General features: G+C 39.0%; 27 protein-coding genes and 1 pseudogene. 15 read left to right on the top strand and 13 right to left on the bottom strand.

Annotated elements, in window-relative coordinates; translation table 11 throughout:
• Positions 1-84: 84 nt before the first annotated feature.
• Positions 85-1,017, top strand: coding sequence for a patatin-like phospholipase family protein (locus tag ACLHDF_RS03500; protein ID WP_413917630.1), 933 nt, complete (start codon positions 85-87; stop codon positions 1,015-1,017).
• Between the two features lie 11 nt (positions 1,018-1,028).
• Here the strand turns inward: ACLHDF_RS03500 and ACLHDF_RS03495 are convergent, their stop codons facing one another.
• On the bottom strand, positions 1,029-1,394 hold the full coding sequence (locus tag ACLHDF_RS03495; protein ID WP_413917629.1) for a DUF3221 domain-containing protein: 366 nt from the start codon (positions 1,392-1,394) through the stop codon (positions 1,029-1,031).
• 174 nt (positions 1,395-1,568) lie between these two features.
• Between ACLHDF_RS03495 and ACLHDF_RS03490 the strand changes: the two genes are divergently transcribed.
• The 3 genes from ACLHDF_RS03490 (at position 1,569) to ACLHDF_RS03480 (ending at position 3,189) form a co-directional block, all read left to right on the top strand.
• Entirely contained in the window at positions 1,569-2,177 is a 609-nt protein-coding gene (locus ACLHDF_RS03490; protein WP_413917628.1) for a hypothetical protein, read from the top strand.
• Positions 2,178-2,313: 136 nt separating this feature from the next.
• Entirely contained in the window at positions 2,314-2,574 is a 261-nt protein-coding gene (locus ACLHDF_RS03485; RefSeq protein WP_413917627.1) for a hypothetical protein, read from the top strand.
• A 276-nt stretch (positions 2,575-2,850) separates the two neighbouring features.
• A complete protein-coding gene (locus tag ACLHDF_RS03480) occupies positions 2,851-3,189 on the top strand; it encodes a hypothetical protein (RefSeq protein WP_413917626.1) in 339 nt (112 codons plus the stop codon).
• Positions 3,190-3,230: 41 nt separating this feature from the next.
• On the opposite strand, the gene ACLHDF_RS03475 is transcribed toward ACLHDF_RS03480, so the two are convergent.
• Positions 3,231-3,680, bottom strand: coding sequence for a YtxH domain-containing protein (locus tag ACLHDF_RS03475; RefSeq protein WP_413917625.1), 450 nt, complete (start codon positions 3,678-3,680; stop codon positions 3,231-3,233).
• A gap of 326 nt (positions 3,681-4,006) precedes the next feature.
• Between ACLHDF_RS03475 and ACLHDF_RS03470 the strand changes: the two genes are divergently transcribed.
• The gene (locus ACLHDF_RS03470) at positions 4,007-5,482 is read left to right on the top strand and encodes a glycoside hydrolase family 32 protein (RefSeq protein ID WP_413917624.1); all 1,476 of its coding nucleotides are present in this window, start codon (positions 4,007-4,009) and stop codon (positions 5,480-5,482) included.
• 45 nt (positions 5,483-5,527) lie between these two features.
• Here the strand turns inward: ACLHDF_RS03470 and ACLHDF_RS03465 are convergent, their stop codons facing one another.
• Positions 5,528-5,809 carry a hypothetical protein gene (locus ACLHDF_RS03465; RefSeq protein WP_413917623.1) on the bottom strand — a complete coding sequence of 94 codons (282 nt, stop codon included), beginning with the start codon at positions 5,807-5,809 and terminating at the stop codon, positions 5,528-5,530.
• Between the two features lie 86 nt (positions 5,810-5,895).
• Complete coding sequence (locus ACLHDF_RS03460) at positions 5,896-6,084, bottom strand: hypothetical protein (protein ID WP_413917622.1); 189 nt, start codon at positions 6,082-6,084, stop codon at positions 5,896-5,898.
• Between the two features lie 124 nt (positions 6,085-6,208).
• Between ACLHDF_RS03460 and ACLHDF_RS03455 the strand changes: the two genes are divergently transcribed.
• Positions 6,209-6,370: a hypothetical protein gene (locus ACLHDF_RS03455; RefSeq protein WP_413917621.1), complete on the top strand. Its 162-nt coding sequence runs from the start codon at positions 6,209-6,211 to the stop codon at positions 6,368-6,370.
• A gap of 180 nt (positions 6,371-6,550) precedes the next feature.
• Here the strand turns inward: ACLHDF_RS03455 and ACLHDF_RS03450 are convergent, their stop codons facing one another.
• The 4 genes from ACLHDF_RS03450 to ACLHDF_RS03435 are packed head-to-tail and all read right to left on the bottom strand — an operon-like array spanning position 6,551 to position 8,534.
• The gene (locus ACLHDF_RS03450) at positions 6,551-6,886 is read right to left on the bottom strand and encodes an MFS transporter (protein ID WP_413918254.1); all 336 of its coding nucleotides are present in this window, start codon (positions 6,884-6,886) and stop codon (positions 6,551-6,553) included.
• Positions 6,841-7,785, bottom strand: coding sequence for an MFS transporter (locus ACLHDF_RS03445; protein WP_413917620.1), 945 nt, complete (start codon positions 7,783-7,785; stop codon positions 6,841-6,843). Before ACLHDF_RS03445 ends, ACLHDF_RS03450 begins: the two co-directional genes overlap by 46 nt.
• Positions 7,786-7,790: 5 nt before the next feature.
• The gene (locus tag ACLHDF_RS03440) at positions 7,791-8,078 is read right to left on the bottom strand and encodes a hypothetical protein (protein ID WP_413917619.1); all 288 of its coding nucleotides are present in this window, start codon (positions 8,076-8,078) and stop codon (positions 7,791-7,793) included.
• 60 nt (positions 8,079-8,138) lie between these two features.
• A complete protein-coding gene (locus tag ACLHDF_RS03435) occupies positions 8,139-8,534 on the bottom strand; it encodes a MerR family transcriptional regulator (protein ID WP_413917618.1) in 396 nt (131 codons plus the stop codon).
• Between the two features lie 204 nt (positions 8,535-8,738).
• Here ACLHDF_RS03435 and ACLHDF_RS03430 point away from each other — a divergent pair, with 204 nt between their 5' ends.
• The 5 genes from ACLHDF_RS03430 to ACLHDF_RS03410 all read left to right on the top strand — a co-directional run bounded on the left by ACLHDF_RS03430 (position 8,739) and on the right by ACLHDF_RS03410 (position 10,692).
• Positions 8,739-8,885: a hypothetical protein gene (locus ACLHDF_RS03430; RefSeq protein ID WP_413917617.1), complete on the top strand. Its 147-nt coding sequence runs from the start codon at positions 8,739-8,741 to the stop codon at positions 8,883-8,885.
• Between the two features lie 59 nt (positions 8,886-8,944).
• Entirely contained in the window at positions 8,945-9,466 is a 522-nt protein-coding gene (locus ACLHDF_RS03425) for a hypothetical protein (RefSeq protein WP_413917616.1), read from the top strand.
• A 72-nt stretch (positions 9,467-9,538) separates the two neighbouring features.
• Complete coding sequence (locus ACLHDF_RS03420; protein WP_413917615.1) at positions 9,539-10,045, top strand: N-acetyltransferase family protein; 507 nt, start codon at positions 9,539-9,541, stop codon at positions 10,043-10,045.
• A 13-nt stretch (positions 10,046-10,058) separates the two neighbouring features.
• On the top strand, positions 10,059-10,541 hold the full coding sequence (locus tag ACLHDF_RS03415) for a DinB family protein (RefSeq protein WP_413917614.1): 483 nt from the start codon (positions 10,059-10,061) through the stop codon (positions 10,539-10,541).
• Entirely contained in the window at positions 10,525-10,692 is a 168-nt protein-coding gene (locus ACLHDF_RS03410) for a hypothetical protein (RefSeq protein ID WP_413917613.1), read from the top strand. Before ACLHDF_RS03415 ends, ACLHDF_RS03410 begins: the two co-directional genes overlap by 17 nt.
• Positions 10,693-10,702: 10 nt before the next feature.
• On the opposite strand, the gene ACLHDF_RS03405 is transcribed toward ACLHDF_RS03410, so the two are convergent.
• Together ACLHDF_RS03405 and ACLHDF_RS03400 are read right to left on the bottom strand one after the other, a co-directional pair.
• On the bottom strand, positions 10,703-11,344 hold the full coding sequence (locus ACLHDF_RS03405) for an MSMEG_1061 family FMN-dependent PPOX-type flavoprotein (protein WP_413917612.1): 642 nt from the start codon (positions 11,342-11,344) through the stop codon (positions 10,703-10,705).
• A 124-nt stretch (positions 11,345-11,468) separates the two neighbouring features.
• Complete coding sequence (locus ACLHDF_RS03400; RefSeq protein ID WP_413917611.1) at positions 11,469-11,714, bottom strand: hypothetical protein; 246 nt, start codon at positions 11,712-11,714, stop codon at positions 11,469-11,471.
• Between the two features lie 265 nt (positions 11,715-11,979).
• On the opposite strand from ACLHDF_RS03400, the gene ACLHDF_RS03395 reads away from it, so the two are divergent.
• From ACLHDF_RS03395 to ACLHDF_RS03385, 3 genes are all read left to right on the top strand, one after another.
• The gene (locus tag ACLHDF_RS03395; RefSeq protein WP_413917610.1) at positions 11,980-12,990 is read left to right on the top strand and encodes an aldo/keto reductase; all 1,011 of its coding nucleotides are present in this window, start codon (positions 11,980-11,982) and stop codon (positions 12,988-12,990) included.
• A 386-nt stretch (positions 12,991-13,376) separates the two neighbouring features.
• Entirely contained in the window at positions 13,377-13,799 is a 423-nt protein-coding gene (locus ACLHDF_RS03390; RefSeq protein WP_328233506.1) for a phosphate-starvation-inducible protein PsiE, read from the top strand.
• A gap of 2 nt (positions 13,800-13,801) precedes the next feature.
• Positions 13,802-14,164 (top strand): DUF2294 domain-containing protein, encoded by a 363-nt coding sequence (locus tag ACLHDF_RS03385; protein ID WP_413917609.1) that lies wholly within the window; start codon positions 13,802-13,804, stop codon positions 14,162-14,164.
• 190 nt (positions 14,165-14,354) lie between these two features.
• Here the strand turns inward: ACLHDF_RS03385 and ACLHDF_RS03380 are convergent.
• The 3 genes and pseudogenes from ACLHDF_RS03380 to ACLHDF_RS03370 all read right to left on the bottom strand — a co-directional run bounded on the left by ACLHDF_RS03380 (position 14,355) and on the right by ACLHDF_RS03370 (position 15,850).
• A pseudogene (locus ACLHDF_RS03380) lies at positions 14,355-15,428 on the bottom strand (carboxypeptidase M32).
• Complete coding sequence (locus ACLHDF_RS03375) at positions 15,361-15,636, bottom strand: hypothetical protein (RefSeq protein WP_413917608.1); 276 nt, start codon at positions 15,634-15,636, stop codon at positions 15,361-15,363. Before ACLHDF_RS03375 ends, ACLHDF_RS03380 begins: the two are co-directional and overlap by 68 nt.
• A complete protein-coding gene (locus ACLHDF_RS03370; RefSeq protein WP_413917607.1) occupies positions 15,614-15,850 on the bottom strand; it encodes a hypothetical protein in 237 nt (78 codons plus the stop codon). Before ACLHDF_RS03370 ends, ACLHDF_RS03375 begins: the two co-directional genes overlap by 23 nt.
• Before the next feature lie 203 nt (positions 15,851-16,053).
• On the opposite strand from ACLHDF_RS03370, the gene ACLHDF_RS03365 reads away from it, so the two are divergent.
• Positions 16,054-17,604, top strand: a complete 1,551-nt coding sequence (locus tag ACLHDF_RS03365; RefSeq protein ID WP_413917606.1) for an ABC transporter substrate-binding protein — start codon at positions 16,054-16,056, stop codon at positions 17,602-17,604.
• Positions 17,605-17,684: the final 80 nt, after the last annotated feature.

Raw genomic sequence — 17,684 nt, 5'->3', positions numbered from 1 at the left:
AAATAAAAGGTATGGAGTAGCGAAAACCTGAATATAAAAAAAGGGTATATAAAACGTAAAGTATCGTAGGGGGAGGGAAAAGATGTGAAAGCAGATGCTGTATTTGAAGGGGGAGGCGTTCGAGGAATTGCATTCACGGGTGCGATTGAAGCGATGGAAGAAAGTAATGTAGAATGGCAGCGTCTAGCGGGTACGTCAGCCGGAGCGTTGATTGCGACTCTTTTAGCGAGTGGCTATAAAAGTGATGAAATTCGCAAGGAGCTTCAAAACATGGACTATGCCAAGTTTCGCGGGAAAACAATCATTAACCGAATTCCTCTGATTGGGAACTTGATTGAATTAATGATTCATTTAGGTTTTTATAAAAATGATTATTTGGAAAAATGGGTGCACGGTTTGCTGCGTAAAAAAGGAATCGAAACGTTTGCGGATTTGCCGGCGGATAAGCTGAAAATTATTGCATCAGATATTTCGAACGGACAGATGCTTGTGTTGCCCGACGACTTGCCTCGCTACGGAATGCAGGCGAGTGATATGAAGATTTCACAAGCTGTGATGATGAGTGCGTCCATTCCTTTTTTCTTTCGTCCCGTCATCTGGAAATCCAAAGGGTTCAAGAGGTCATATATTGTAGACGGAGCGCTTTTAAGCAATTTTCCGATTTGGCTGTTTGATACGGAGCACCCGCGTTTCCCGACGTTTGGTTTTCGGTTTGTTAAAGAAGAAATTGATACAGCCGCTATTATTCCCACGCCGGTCCATTTATTTAAAAGTATGTTTACGACGATGCTACAAGCGCACGATATGCGGTATTTGAATGAGGAGACAAAAGAACGAACTGTACAAATTCCAACGGGTGTGATTACCGCAACGGATTTTGAATTAAAGGAAGAAGAAATTGAATTTTTATATGAATCTGGTTATACATCGGCAAAGCACTTTTTAGAAAAATGGGATTTTGAACAGCATAAAGTGAATCGAACCGAACGTCCGCTGACACGAAGAAAGCTCCCGTAATAGGAGCTTTTCTACGGCTGTTTTAAAATGCTGACTTCAACGGCCTCACCTTTTGCCGGAACGGAATACTGAATGCTTTTGTCTTTTTTTAGCCATGCTTTGACAAGCTGTCCTTTTTTGTATGTTTGATCATCTGAAACTTTTACATAAATGGGCTGTACATCGCTAGAACCAAGTATTTCTTTTGTTGTATAGTCAAGCGCGGTATCTCGCGGAATGACGTTTGCAATGAGAATTTCATCCTGTTTCACTTCTAAAATTCGCCCTTGAACTAAATAGCCGGCCGGCTTTTTTGATTGCTCGGCGTTATCAGAACAACCGCTTAAACAAATAAAAAAGAGAAGAAAAAGTGCAGTTGATTGAACGGTAAACTTCATAAAATCTCCTTTCCGTTTCAACATGACTACCATTATAACGTGTTTGACCATTTCTTTTCCAGTTTTCGGAGAGAGAAAGAGGTAATCGTTGACGTTATTTCAGCGCTCGTGATATCTTTTAACTCATAAACGCTATTTTTACTAAACGCTACGCTTAGTACGGGAGGTCCTTATATGGATGTTACCTTTTTAACCAATGTTATTCGACATATATTAGAACGAGATAATTTTGTCATTGACTTTGAAGAATCGGATGAACAAAATATTCACTTTTGGCATCGAGACGAGCCGTTTCGCCTTTTTATTTCAGAACAAACGGAGAATTATTTAGCATGGATCGTGTTTGAAAATGAAAAAGAACAGTGGAGCGGCAAAACATTTCTTCAAGAAGTGACGAATAAGTGTAAAGACTGCAGTGAGCCAATCGTGCACTGGATTTATAAAGACGGAGGTAAAGTAGGGTATTGCGATCAGTGTCTTCAAACGTTTGGCAATGCGTATTTTACAAATGCTGATGACATTAAGCAAAACCTTCATTTAATTGATGGTTCGATTTGTTTTATTACCGATGAAACCGGGAGCGATTGGTGGATTGCATATGAAGGATTCAAACGAGTAATTGCAAGACTAGAAGAAAATCCTGATCAGCCAGTCCAAATGTATAAGCCTGAGTATCCCGTCTTTAAATGGGAAATACATTTTCTAACGGAAAACAATTCTGCTAGTTTTAAGTTCAAAGATGACTTTGCATCTGGAATTGTACCCAAAGGAAGAATACTCTAACATCCTTGTTATAAGGGTGTTTTTTCTTATAATGGGAAGTTTTTTTAAAAAAATTAATTAATTTAGGTTAGAAAGAAGGAATTAAAGGGTAAAGAATAGAAGATATATCACTATAGGAAGAATGGGGGAAATAATTATGACAACTACAACAAATTTAACACTGGGATACAAAATGTACACGATTGATTTTAGCCGTCCAACGCAGTCTAACGAGGCGCTGCTTGATTTCTTTAAAGATGTGCAGCACAGACAGGGGAATAACGCAGAAAACTTTTCTAAAACATTAATGGAAATTGAAGAAATCAAAACGAAATATGTAGATCACGAAATTGTACAGCTGGCTAAATCGCTTGAACAGCAAATAAGCCGCTCAAATGCAGAAAAACTTGAGGTCTGATAATCACCAGAAATGGTCGATTTATCAGACCTTTTTTATATTTTTATCGATGTAGCACTTTAGCCAAGGATAAAGTGCTAGACCTAAGCGGAAGTTGCCCTCCCTTGCGGGCTGCTAACTTCCGCTTAGGTGAACCTTTTGGGGTGAAAACAAGGGGACTGGATATCTGGTAGTATAGTTTCTTAGGTCGGGAAGGGAATTCTGTACATGTCACCGGATGTTTGATTTTATCAAAAGTTGTAGATGAATAGACTATCAAGTCGTTGGAGGCGTTATATGGTTGGAATTTGCAGCTGGAAGTGTGCAGTGAGTGGAATAAGTATTGCTAGTGTCTACAGTAAGCAGCCGTCGTGGCAGCGAGAGTGTTATTTGGTGACACCTGATGAAGTTTATTATGAATCGTGCTATCAAGGGCACGGAGAGTTTGCGGGACTGGATATTTTTCGTTTAATGAGAGAAAGCGAAGCGGGGAAAGAAGATGATGAAGGCATCGCTGCTTTTAAACCTAAGATTGTGCTGGCAAAGTACTACCGGGGGGAGCATTATGAGGAACTGCCGGAATCAGAGCCGTGTCCGTACGGCGGCTATTTCTTTGAAGGGTGGAAAGAAGGATGACGAACACGCAAAAGCTGTAGAGGTATCTCTACAGCTCGTTATTAATGTCTTGTTTCATCGACGGATTGTTCTAGTTCATTTACTTCTTGCACCGCTTCAGCTTTAAGAACAGGATCTTGAACGATTTCTGTCGTTTCAAGCTCTTCTGCTGCAGCCGTTTCTGCAAGCGGCTCTTCTTTAGCAGTGCGAAGAGACTTTACTTTGTTAACAACTTGCGAAGACTGTTCGGAGACTTTTTGTGAAAGACGAGCCGTGCGCTGTTTGAGGTCTTGGCCTTTAGCATATACCGTTTCTTTCACTTGGCCTGTTTTAGCAAGTGCTTGATTCGCTCCGTCTTGAATAGAGGCTCGCAGCTCTTTTCCTGACTTTGGCGCTACTAGTAACGCTGTTGTGACACCCACTACGCTACCTACTAACGTGCCGACTAATAACTCCTTGCTCCCACCTTTTGTTTCTTTACCTACTGTTTCTTTTACGTTTTCTTTTGTCATGACATTTCCTCCTTTTATAATATGTAATATGAAGGGTTTACCATTTTGTTGAATACTTCCTGTAAAACGCAAATGATTCGCTAAAAAAATCTGCAAGTGCCGTCGGACGCTCGTACAGGCTGTGAAATTTGATTGTATATAGTATTCAACTACCTGACAGAAAAACCTTCTTTTCTGCTATAAAAACAGAAAAAAACTTATCTGTAAAATCCGACACAAGAAAACGACAACATTCGTTCTTTGGTAGCATTTTCACCTGAAATTTTATATCATAGAATGCAAGGAGAACACGTTCTCTTTTTTAAGATGCTGGAGGGATTGAAAGAATGGCTGAATCGAAGTACAGAACGATTTTAGAAGCAAAATCTGGAGAATTAGAAACACTAAAAGAGAAGGCAATCAAAGACAGCTGGCAGCCGATTTATCATATTCATCCACAGTATGGGCTGATGAATGATCCAAATGGATTGATTCAATTAAACGGCGAATATCACGTGTTTTATCAGTGGTATCCGTACGGTGCAATGCATGGAATGAAGCACTGGGCTCATGTGAAATCTACGGATTTGGTAACGTGGGAACGCCTTCCAGTTGCGCTAACGCCAACGGAAGAATATGAATCGCACGGTGCATACTCAGGCGGCGCGATTGAAAAAGATGGTCAAGGGCTGCTGTTTTATACGGGTAATGTAAAATACGAAGACGGCTCACGTTCAGCTAATCAATGTATCGCGATGCTAAACGAAGATGGAAGCGTGGAAAAGTACACGCATAATCCAGCGGTACGAGGTGTTCCTGATGGGTATACAGGACATGTGCGCGATCCGAAAGTATGGAAAGAAAATGATACATATTATATGCTGTTAGGCGCTCAGCGTGAAAACGAAACGGGCGCATTAATTATTTATGAATCAAGCGATGCGCTTCAGTGGTCATTTAAAGGCGAAGTCAAAACATCGCTTCCTGACTTTGGCTATATGTGGGAGTGTCCGGATTATTTTAAGCTGGACGGAAAAGATGTGTTTGTCTTTTCACCGCAAGGAATCAAAGCGGACGGCCACGATTTTCATAATATTTATAATGTAATTTACGCGGTAGGAACATTTGATGTGGAAAGCTTAACGTTTGAAATGGAGTATTACCGTGAAATTGATAAGGGATTTGACTTTTATGCACCGCAAACATTTCAAGATGAAAGCGGACGTCGCTTGCTATTTGCGTGGATTGGAAACCCGGACGTTGACTATCCATCAGACGAATACGGCTGGGCTCATGCGCTGACGCTTCCTCGTGAGCTTTCTCTTGAAGGAAATGAACTTGTTCAAAAGCCTGTAGAAGAGTTAAATAAGCTTCGAGATCAAGCGGTTCATTTTAGAGGAACGTTAAAAGATGAAGAAGTGATCATTGATGAAGCAACAAATAATGCATATGAAATCAATATGACGTTCCGTGAAGTGGCTGCCAAACAGTTTGGCTTAGAGCTGTTTAATAGTAAAGAAGAAGAGCTTCGGCTCGTGTTTGATACAGAAAAGCAAGAAGTGAGACTCGACCGATCTTCATTCCACCATCAATATGCAACGGAATACGGTGTTGTTCGCTCTGAAAAATGGACAGCGTCAAATGAAGTCAGTGTTCGCGTATTTGTTGACAAAAGCATCGTTGAAATTTATATAAATGGCGGCAAAATTGTCTTTACTTCCCGCGTATTTCCGAAAAAAGATTCCAAATCAGCGGTAAATGTATTTGCAGAAGGAACTGTAGATTACCGTATTGATTATTACGGTATGTCGCGCAGCATTTAATAAATGAAAAAAGCCAATGAATATCATTCATTGGCTTTTAGGTTTCTATAAAAATAAGATACAAATACAAGAAGCAACTAAATGAGGAACAGCTGCAATAATAAAGCGTTTCATCCATTTTGTATCCTCTCGCTGCCGAACCGGTGTGAAGTAAGGCCCTCTCGTTTCAAATCGAAATGCATCCAGTAAGGTAACAAGTGCAATTGCTGTAAGTAATATGCCAAAAGGACCTGAAATATAGTAAATATACTGCCAGTTGCCTGCTGTAATAGAAATTATAATCACAATAATTAAAGATATAATGCCAGATAGTAACCCCGTTTTCAAACTAAAAATCTCCTTACATCCAGTTTTTGCTTATCTATTTTACCATAACCGAATGAAGGTTTGTATATACGGCTCCGGACGGATATTTACTTTTTGGCCGCTCTTCTATGTAAGTATCTTCTCGTATAAAAAGAGTTTCCTAGTAAAAGCAGTGTCCCTAAAATCCAGCCAGCTGCAGGGGAATAAGGAAAGATATTTTTTAAAGCCATTCCGAAAGAAATAGAGGCTGCTCCGAGTATAAATAAAAGCAGCGTGATTCCTTGACGTTTTTTCATATGTACCACCTCTCTTACTAATTTTACCATAAACTGTGAGTATAGTAGAAGAATATGTGAAATAACATACAAAAAAGGAAGTATATGATAAATCATGAAAAGATATGGAGAAAAGAGGGAGTCAATGATTAAAAAAGGGTTTATAGCAGGTATCGTAACGGTTGCGATGGTTCTTACGTTTGCTGTTTTTAAAGGGAAATGGAGCTATCTTTATTTTGTTTCAGGTACGTTCGGAACGATATCACTAGTTTTAGCCTTGGCATACCTTATTGACGTGCCCTATTAGGAAGTGAAAGTACATTCTTTTCAGCATAAAAGACGCGCAACACGAGCCGGATTGAAGGTGCAAAACGCTTTGCGGCTATTGCAGCGCCGAATGTGGCAGCCGCTTTAATTTATGTAGGGGCTGGATGACAATAAGGAATTCATAAAGAAACGACTTGAGGCTTGAGCTCAAGCCGTTTCTCTATGCGTCAATTTGTATGTTTCTTTCCGCTTTATTCCCTAGCGGCATCAGCAAGCTCACAAATCCAACGCTCACTACGATCATTGCAGCCGTTAAAAAAGTAGCTTGAGCACCTGCAAGCTTTCCGATTATGCCTCCAAGAAGAGGAGCGGTAAGTAAAACGGCGCTCGTTAATGTGTTAATGAATCCATACACTTTTCCGAGGTGTTCTTTGTCGCTGTATTTTTGAACGATATAGTTAAACAGCAGCAAATTAAGTCCAACTCCGGCGCCTCCAATAGGTGCAGCAATCAAAATAAAATAGCGCGACATAACGGCTGGATTAAAGCAGCTGATAAAAAATAAAGCACCTTCAAATAGAAGCAGTCCAAGTGATAAAAGTTTAAACGGATGGTGAGCCTGTTTTTTCTATTAAGATACACTCCTGTTGCGAGTGCTCCCAGTCCTATTCCAGAAAGTAGCCAGCCGAGCATTTCCGGATGATGAGGCAGCACATCTCGAAGGAAGATGCTGATTTGAGCGTCAACAAGCATGACTACAAAATATGAAACGTGAAACAAAATAACGACACGTAAAAGAATCGAATGCTGAATAACGAGTTTCCAGCCGTTTGAGAGCGATTCTTTTGGATGATGGGGCGTAAGAGCGGCTTGCCTCGGGCTTTTGTTACCTGCTTTTTTAAGTGAAAACAGCACGCCGATAGAAATTATACAAGCTGCCGCATTAACTAAAATATATACTTTTGGCGTTGTAAACGTCAGCGCGGCGGCTCCAAGAAACGGCCCCACAACTTTGGCAATTTGAAACATGATGTTTTGTAAAGTAGAGGCCTGCAGCAGTTGCTCTTCTTTGACCACTTCTCGAACGTAAGCGAGCTGTGCAGGCACTTTCATAACGGAACTCATAGAGCGCAGCGTCAGCATCGCTAGTGCCGAAAGCGGTTCATTTGTGAAGAATAACAGACATGTGAACAGAAGGCGCACGAGTTCAGACAGAAACATCAGCTGTACTTTATCGTACCGGTCCGCTAAGTTACCTGCTGCTTGACTCAGCAGGATACTAGGCAAAGCGTACGCGACAGGAATAAGTGTAATCCATAGAGAATTTGCGTGCCACACGTATGTAAAAAGAGTCATCACCGCAAACATATCAAATAAATCTCCAAAGCTTGCTGCAGTGCTTGAAATAAATAATTTTTTATAAGAAGAATTTGCAAACAGCTGTTCTTTTTTCAATATCTTCATTCCTTTATAGATTGTTCGTAAAAGATAATCGCATCTTCAATAAATTGAAGAACTTCGCTGCTAATAGGATAGAGATTAAGTGAACTTGATGCTTCAGGAAATTTGCGAATATCCCAAAAAACTTTCTCTAAAGCAGTATGAGGGCCAAACAGTTCACTAGATAAAAGCAGAGTGTCTGCCGCAATCAGCTGCCCGTCTTCGGATTGAGGTGCACGCTCATACTTTAAGCAAAGCAGAATTCGTTTTATGATGCTAATCCATTTATCGGCACTCGTATTTTCCATTTTAGGCAGATTGTGCTGCAGAATCTCACTTTCTTCTATTGAAAGCGACAGCAGATCAGTTCAGCTGCTTTGTGTATTTGGCTGGTTGTGAACTAAAGGAAGGAGCTGCTCCCAGTTTAATTCACCTTCTATTTTGATACTGTTGCGAAGAGTGTGAGTATGTTCTAAAGTCTGTTGAATTTCTAAAGCTTTTTGCTGAAGTTTATTCTGATGAATCGCTAGAAGTTCGTCAATACTCACTTGATGAAGAATAAGTTTAATATCTTTCAAAGGAACAGCTAAGTTTTTTAAAAGAGTAATTTTCTCTAATGTGATTAAGTCTGTTTCTGAATAAGAGCGCTTTCCTTTTTCGGCTTTTGAGGATGGAAGAAGTAAGCCGATTTGATCGTAAGAGCGTAGCGTACGTACCGTGAGACCTAATTTTTTAGCGGCTTGTCCAGTAGAAAAACAAATCATTTTTAACTCCTCCAAAAAATGCTTGCAGGTAACATTATATAACCCTTTACACTGAATAGAATACTTGTTATTTTAAAAGCGGCTGCTTGATTTAATTCGATAACGAGTGAGCTATGATTTATCTTACCATATTATGTCTATTAGAGAAGTGAATTGTAAAAAAATAGGCGAAGTACATAACGTGTACTTGAAGGTGTAGGCGTCATGGTATACAGTCTGCTAGAGCGTAGTATGCTTGCAGGTAAAGATAAAACACCAAATGACGTGTCGCCAGAAAGCCTCGCTGCACATGGTGAAAAGCTCTTTTTCTTCAAAGAGCTTTTTTTATTAATAAAGAAAGTAATAGTTTAATTTTGTTATTAATAGTATAATTAACCATATTTATTTTGAACAGAAAGGTTGATGAAAAAGTGTCAACATTCTTTTTAGCCGGCATGGTACTTGTGCTGGTGATAACTATTTTTTCGCGTACGCTGTGGGTGCCCAGCGGAATGGTAGAACGTCTTAGCAAGAAAAAGTGGTTTCAAAACCATTGGCTGAGCGGAGGATATTTGTTTGGTATTAACGCTTTATATTTTGGTACTACGATGCTTTTACTCTATTTTCTTATGTTTACAGATATTCCTTATTTGCACCTTGTTCTTATGTTTTTAGCCACGATTGTAAGTATTTTCACGTGGAGCGTCGTTAGTACAGCGTGGACAGGATCATTTAGAAACCGTCTTAAAATGGCTTTGACGGGAAGCAGCTTTTACTTGATATTAGCATTAATTATGGTAATACAGTGGCTAAGTGTTAAGCCACTGTATCCGTATGAAGATACGTTTATGCGAGCTTTAGGGTGGATGCTTGGCTTTTTCGTTTCAGCCGTCGCTTTTAGCATATGTTTCATCTTCACTGCGTTTCTTGGAAAACGTTCAGCGCGTGTGTAATAGTATCATTCGTTTTCTAACGTTCTTTGCTGTTTAACTAGCTAACTACTATTTACGAAAGCAGGGGTAAACGTGATTCGAGAAATTTCAGCTTCCGATGCGGCCGCTTTTTTAACGTTAAATAAAGAGCTTGATCGAGAAACAGCATATATGCTGTACGAGGAAAATGAGCGAGCGACTACGCTTGAACAGCAGAAAAAAATGATTGCAACTTTTTTAAAGATGCCGAACTCGACAATTTTAGTAGCGGAACAAGACGGGCAGCTTGTCGGGCATTTATCTGTGCTTGGTGGAAGCGTTAACCGAAAAAAACACAGCGCATACTTGGCAGTTGGAGTACTGCGTTCCTATGGAAACCAGGGCATTGGGACTTCATTGTTTCAAGAAATGGAGAATTGGGCAGCGCATAGCGGCATCAAACGAGTGGAGCTAACGGTTATGACACATAATGAACCGGCTATTTCGCTGTATAAAAAGATGGGCTTTGAAATAGAAGGAAAAAAAGTGTGTTCACTCGTTGTAGATGGAAAATCGGTCGATGAATATTATATGGGAAAGGTTTTTAAAAAACGTGCTTAAAGGGGAAATAAACATGGAAACTACGGTTGTTCAGTTAAACGAATGGATTATAAAGCTTCCTAAAAAGCTTGAGGTATTTTCTGAAGCAGCGGCGTCAAACCGTCCTGCGCCTAAGAAATGGTCACCAAAAGAAATTATGGGACACTTATGTGACTCCGCTATTCACAATTTGCAGCGGTTTATCAACGTGCAACATGAAAAAAAGCCTTTTGTACTGACTCCTTATAAACAGGATGAATGGGTAGAACTACAGCGCTATCAAGATACGTCGATGGAAGAAGTAGTTGTCCTATGGAGAGGTTTAAATAAGCAAGTTGCTTCCGTTCTTTCGCATATACCAACAGAAAAGCATATGTATCAATTCGATATAGGAGATGGAAAGTTCGTTTCGCTTGAGTGGTTGGCTAAAGATTATATCGATCATTTAGAGCATCACATAAATCAAATTGACGCTCAAATGCCACTAGGAGGCAAAGTGGATGAAACAAGAACATAAAAAAGAAGAATCCCAGGTGAAAATCGATTTTAGAGCAGGCCGCTCCTATGGTGATCATGAATACATAGGAACTTCGAAAAGAGGCGTGTTTCTTGCTTTTTTACCGGTTCTAATCATTGCCGGAGGTATACTTTTTGTGATGGTTAAATGAAAAAGCCGCGTTATAGCGGCTTTTTTTCATAGAGGTAATCAACTTTACTTTCTTTCGGATTGTTGCGGATTTCTATGGCGGTAATACTTGCGTGTTCTGCTACTATTTTAGCCACGGAAGGGAGCGCTTCAACCGTTTCCCAAGATTCTGGATCCCACAGCTGTGATCGTTTGAACGCTTTGCTGCAGTGGAGAAAGCATTCTTGTACTTCGACGCCGATAGCGAGTAGCGGAGTTTCGTTGTCAACCGTCATTGTTTTAAGGATTGCTTTTTCTTTTATAATACAAGCTTTGCCGTTAATCCGAAGTGTTTCTCCGATGCCTGGAATCAAAAAAAGCAGTCCTATTTGAGGGTTAGATAAAATATTTTCCAGTGAATCTACTTTTTGATTGCTGGGCCTCTCTGGAATCAAGAGCTTTTTCTCATCGACTACTTGTACAAAACCAGCATGATCACCCCGCGGAGAACTGTCACAAATTCCTTTATGATTAGCTGTAGCGATGATGACAAAAGGGGAATGTTTAATAAATTCTCGGCAGTGTCGATCTAAATAAGGAATTATTTTTTGATGTGCCAATTTGTTAGGTGCGCCGACTATACGACGAAGCTCTTCTTTCGTTTTTACTCGTTGTTTATAGTGACAGTTTTCCATTCCTCGTTTCACTCCTACTGTTTGCGTATACTGAAAATACCATTTTTACATATGAAATACTATATTTTTAAATTTAAAAAACAGAAAAGTCAGTATATTTAAATGGAGTAGAAGCATCGTGACGCTAGCTTCGATCTTTTTTTAAGTTTTTGATTGCGTTATCAAATATGTCATTAACGGTCTTCATATGTTCGCTGACAAGGTGATCTGAGTCTTTTTCTCGCTGGCGCATGTCTTTCAACAAATCATCCATATCATTTAGCAAACTTTGAAAATATTCATCTTTTTCTTCTTTCGAGTCATCCATTTCATCAAACATATCGAATTTATCTTCAATTTTTTTGAAGTATTCATCTCTCAAGAATCTCACTCCTTTTATAAAGTAGCTTTCTGCTTATTGTATGCAAAATGTTTGTTTGCATGAGTAAGAAGTAGAAAGTATATTTTTAGTAGGTTACTTTTTAGTTCCCATATTACTTTAAAGTGCGTACTTTTTTTTCTTGTTTATGTGCTTCATAATGAATTTTGTCAGGAAATAACATGACATTTAATGAATCGATCAGTCGTTGGTTTTACCTTCTTACTAATCAATTTCTAAAATAGAGTTAAGACAAATTTAAGGAGGTTTTATAAATATGAGAGAGATACTGCAAGGAAAACTAGGTTTTGGTACTGCACCGTTGGGTAATATGTATCGTAATATTCCAGAAGAGGAAGCCATCGCAACGGTTGATGCTGCTTGGGAAAGCGGCATTCGTTACTTTGACGCGGCCCCTCTTTATGGAGCTGGTCTAGCAGAGATGCGCCTTGGTGAAGCACTGTCAAAAAGGAATCGTAATGACTATGTGCTAAGCACGAAAGTAGGTCGCGTCATTTCAGATGAATTGGAAGATTCATCCTCTCGTGACTTAGGAGAAAAAGGCGGACTTTTTGAATTCGGTCGTAAAAATAAAATTATTAATGACTACAGTGCGGATGCAACTCTTCGTTCAATTGAGCAAAGTTTAAATCGTTTAAAAACAGACCGCTTGGACTTCGTGTATATTCATGATGTTGCGCAAGATTTTTATGGAGATGAGTGGGTAGGACAATTTGAATCTGCTCGAACTGGCGCATTTCGTGTGCTTACACGCTTGCGTGAAGAAGGAGTTATTAAAGGATGGGGACTTGGAGTAAACCGAGTAGAACCAATTGAAATCATGCTGGATTTGGAAGAAGCAAAGCCGGATGTATCGTTGCTAGCGGGCCGATACACGTTATTAGATCATGAGCGTGCGCTACAGCGAGTAATGCCTGCAGCGGTAAAACATAATATGGATATTGTTATCGGTGGACCGTACAGCTCAGGTGTTCTTGCTGGAGGTACTCACTTTGAATATCAAAAGGCATCTTCAGACATTATGGCAAAGGTAGAAAAAATCAAAGCTATTGCAGATCGTCATCACATCAGTATTAAAGCCGCTGCTGTCCAATTCTCACTGGCTAATCCAGCGGTAGCTGCTGTTATTCCTGGCGCTAGTCGTCCAGAACGTATTGCAGAAGACAAAGCTGCATTAAACGCAGTGATTCCAGAAGCCTTCTGGGAAGAAATGCGCGAACAGAAGCTTGTAGCTACTTATGCACCGCTGCCAATCAACGTTAAATGAAAAAGTAGTTAAAAACTATATCAGTGCAAACGCTAAGTAAATCTTTATTTGAAGTTTTGACGTATTGCGCTATAATTAATTGTAAAGAAGCTTATTGATAGGAATTCATCACATATGTTTTTTTATCTTTGGTGACTTGACTATATGTAGATATATGGCGGGCTGGATAACAAGTATTGAAAAATGCTGAGTCATTAACCCATCATAAAGAAATTTGTACAACTATGCACAAATTTCTTTATGATGGGTTTTTTTTGTGGAGGAGTGGAGATGTTGGAGACAACTAAAAAAGCAGCAAGCTCTATAGCAGGCGAATAGCTTTTGAACGTTTTGCTAGCATGAATAGAATCAATGCAAGGAAGTTAGATAAAAGGAAGGGATACAAAGTGTTTAAACTATTTTTATGTAAAAAAAGGCAGTATCTAATTACGACATATCAATTTATTTTAAATGTCTCGCTCATTATCCTTGGTTTTATACTCGTTTATTTTCTATTGAGAGAGCTTTTTTATATTATGAATGATGCCTTAACAGGAAATAATAACGTTCATAAAATTCTCGGAAAAGTATTGGTTTTCTTTTTATATTTTGCTTTTGTTTCGATGATTATGACTTACTTTAAGGAAAGCTGCCATTTCCCGTTGAGTTATCTTTTATACATTGGAATTACCGCTACAATACGATTTATTATTGTGAACAACAATTATCAAATTGGAAGTTTATTTTTATCATTAGGAATTATTGCCTTAACTATTAGTTACTTAATGTTAACGAAAAAAAGATTAGAAGATAATGAAAGGAGAATTTGAATATGAGTAGAAATAGGGAGCATGAATTTAGTAATTTAGTGCGCGAAATCCGTAAAGAGCAGGTTGGAAACGGACCGAGAGAAATCACTACTCGTTTTGTAGATACATGGGCTGTCAGCGAAATGAAAGGCAATCTTACGAATGTAGAAAAATTTATGATAACTTCTCCTGAAGGCAAACGGATGGTTCATGAGGCACGTACAGCATTAGTAAAAAAAATTTATGATTGTTCAGATATACGAGATAAGTTTGAAAAGCTTGTCCATGCAAAAATTATAAGAGTTTTTTCAGACATTAATATTGAAGAAGACGTTGCGATGACTACTTTTGTTTTTGATAAAAAGTTAGATGATCCACTAAAATAAATTCTTTTGGGGAAGGAGGAGTGGAGCTGCGAGAAACAGCAGAGACATAGCGCATATTTGCTGTTATGGTTTGAATGGAAAGATTAGCATCACTTTAAGAGGAATACTGTTTATTCACCACAAAAGGAGCTGTCGCTAAGTCAAACTTTTGACTTAGCGACAGCTCCTTTAAGCTTTTAGCCAGAAAGAGTTAAAGGTTGTATAAACCTTGATATTTCTTCTTCAAATAATTAATTAAAGGCTGAGCATCAATCTTATCTATAGAAAGGCTAGTTAATATCTCTCTTGGCGTTTTTAGTTTTCCGTACTGGTGGATATGCTGTTTTTGCCAGTCTGCTATAAGCGATAAGTTTTGACTTGAAATGATTTCATCAAAGTCAGGATGGTCTTTAATCACGGCTTCTCTTAGCTGAGCTGCATAAATAAAACCTAGGTTGTAAGAAGGGAAGTAGCCAAATGCTCCTCCGTACCAGTGGCCGTCCTGCAATACCCCGTTGCGGTCTGTTTCCGGTTTAATCCCTAAGTACGCTTCATATTTTAAATTCCACGCCAAAGGAAGATCCGAGACGCGAAGTTTGTCTGTAAATAAATCTCTTTCTAACTCGTAGCGAATGATAATATGCAGCAGATACGTAAGGTCATCTGCTTACAAACGAATAAAAGAAGGCGTGACTTCATTTAAAGCAAAGTAAAGAGTCTCAAATGAAATATCACCGTAGATAGCAGGCTCTAACTCTTTAAATAAGTGGGCATGATTTTTCCAAAAACCTTCGTGTTTTCCGATTATACGTTCCCAAAAAAGAGACTGAGATTCATGTAGGCCCATAGAAGTGTATGCACCTAACCCCGTGTCAAGCAAGTCAGGACTGATCTGCTGGTTATAGATAGAATGTCCGTCTTCATGTAAAAACATAAAAGCCGCCAATTTTACATTGTGTTCGTCGTATCTCACTGCAAGCCTTGCGTCATGAGGGTGAATGCCTGCGCTAAACGGGTGGGTCGTGGTGCCAATTTGTCCAGACTTAAAGTTATAGCCAATCGCAGTTAGAAGGTGTCTTCCGAGCTTTTGCTGATTTTCTATCGGAAACGGCCTGTTGAGAAACGATGTATCATACTTAACCGAAGAGCGTTAGATTTTTGTCAGCAAAGGAAGAATAGTCTCTTTAATTTGTTGAAAAAGCGAATCAATGGTTTCACTATAAATTTCGGGCTCGTATTCTTCTAAAAGCTGTTCGTAAGCAGTGAGGATGGCGGTAATCCGCAAATCTTTTTTGTATATCAATCAGCTGCTTCAGGTTGTCTTCAACGAGCTTAAAGTTATTTTGCTCTCTAGCCTGTGACCAAAGAGCATGAGTAGAGGCTTTTAAAACGGAAAATTGATGGTAGTCTTCCAGTGGTATAGCGGAAAGTTTTTGATAGATGTTCCAATAGTGCTGCACTTGTTTTTGTTCAACCTGGCTTAAATTTTGCATTTGAAGCTGCTGCAATTCTTTTGCGAAGTTTGAATCTGTTTGCAGCAAGCAAGTAAAGCTCTTTGGCAAGCGTACCTTGAATGTTTGCATGCTGTTTTTGACTGTTAGCGGGGGCGGATATTTTTGCGTCCCAAGATAGAAGAGATAAAGCCTGCTTGTAGTGTTCAATCGTCGAAATATGTTTTTTAGTATGAAAGCGGCTAGTAGAATTCATAATATCCTCTTCGAAAAATAACTTTACCTATAAACATACTGGGAATTGAGAGCTGAAACAAGATAAATTGCATCAGTAATTGTGAAGGAATAGTTTGATTTTTCCAATTTAACAAACGAATGGAAAGGTGATAGGATGGTTAATATTCGTACTAATCTTACAAAAATAGTGGGTTTTAAAAAGCGATCTTAAACATTGGGGGAATGACGTTGAAACAGGTTAAGGTGAAATGGTTATTATTTATTGTAATTGCTTTGGTTGTCGCGGGATGCAGTAATAATCAAGCAAGCTCAGGCGATAAAAGCACCAGTGCAGCCCAAAAAGACGGAGGTACGCTAAACATTGCGTTTCAAAGCGAGCCAACGACTTTAGATCCTCAGATTACAGGGAATTCTTCGGTTAAAGATGCGGCGCGAAATATTTACGAAGGACTTGTTATTTTCGATAGCAAAGGCAATATGGAGCCTGATTTAGCAGAAAAAATTGACATAAGCGATGATAAAAAAGTCTACACGTTTCAGCTACGAAAAGGCGTAAAGTTTCATAATGGAAAGGAAATGACGGCGGATGATGTAGAAGCTTCAATTAACCGCTGGATTAAGCTTTCTTCACTTGGCAAAACAAACTTTGTTGGTGCACAAGTTAAGAAAACAGGAGACTATCAGGTTGAGCTTCATTTAAAAACACCGAATGTAAACACGCTGGCATTACTAGCAGATCCAATTCCAGCAGCCGCTATTTTCCCAAAAGAAATCGTCGAAAAAGCACCTGCTGAAGGAGCTACTGAGTTCGTTGGTACAGGACCATTTAAAGTAAAGGAATGGAAAAAGAATCAATATATCACGCTAGAGAGATTTAAAGATTATTCTTCAAAAGGACGCAAAATTAAAAAGACTCCTCACGTAGACGAAATTAAAATTAGCTTTTTAAGCGATGAATCTACTAGAATTTCAGGTATTACAGCTGGACAGTTTGACATTGCGTTAGGTGTTTCAAGCGATAATGCCGCTCAGATTGAAAGTACGCAAAATATTAAAAATAAGCTGGCTCCAGGCGGATTCATCGGCTTATTTTATAACACGCAAGAGGGTTTTTTTAGTGATTTAAACGCTAGAAAAGCCGTAAATGCCACGATTAATGCAAAAGACATTTTATCAAGTTCATACGGTGATTCAGATTATTATGAACTGACTTCATCAATTGTGAATAAAAAGTTTCCGAACTACTACAGTGAAGCAGGAAAAGATGAATACAATCAGCATGATAAAAAGAAAGCAAAAAGTTATTTGAAAAAGGCCGGATACAGCGGAGAGGAACTGCGTCTTTTAACGTCACGTGATTATCAAGATCAGTACAATACGGCTGTTATCGTGCAGCAAGAGCTTGAAAAAATCGGTGTGAAAGTAAAGCTAGAAGTGTATGATTGGGCGACGTTTACTGATAAAGTAAATGACCCTAAAGCATGGGATATTTACCCGGTAGACTGGGCAGCGCGTTCAACCATTTTCCAAGGATTTTGGACGTCAGGAGGAGCTCCGGTTGAAAAATCAACAAAATACTTAGATAAAATCAAAGCGGCTGCTTCTGTAAAGGATGCACGACCAGCGATTGATGCTACGCAGAAATACGTATGGGATGAGCTTCCGTTTACGCTAATTGGTCATAAAGTCAATATCAACGCGGTATCTACAAATGTAAGAGGCTATGATTTCAACTTAGGTCCTGTATTTTATAACGTCAGCGTGAATAAATAACACACGTTAAATTCGAATAAAAAGCGGTTTTTATTCGAAAAAGTTGCGAAAGACCCTTTGCCGACAAGCAAAGGGTCTTT

Source organism: Priestia megaterium (genome assembly GCF_046599315.1).
In the GTDB taxonomy this organism is placed as follows: domain Bacteria; phylum Bacillota; class Bacilli; order Bacillales; family Bacillaceae_H; genus Priestia; species Priestia megaterium_F.
The sequence above is the reverse complement of the archived record's forward strand: the minus strand, read 5'-3'. Positions and strand labels throughout refer to the sequence as shown.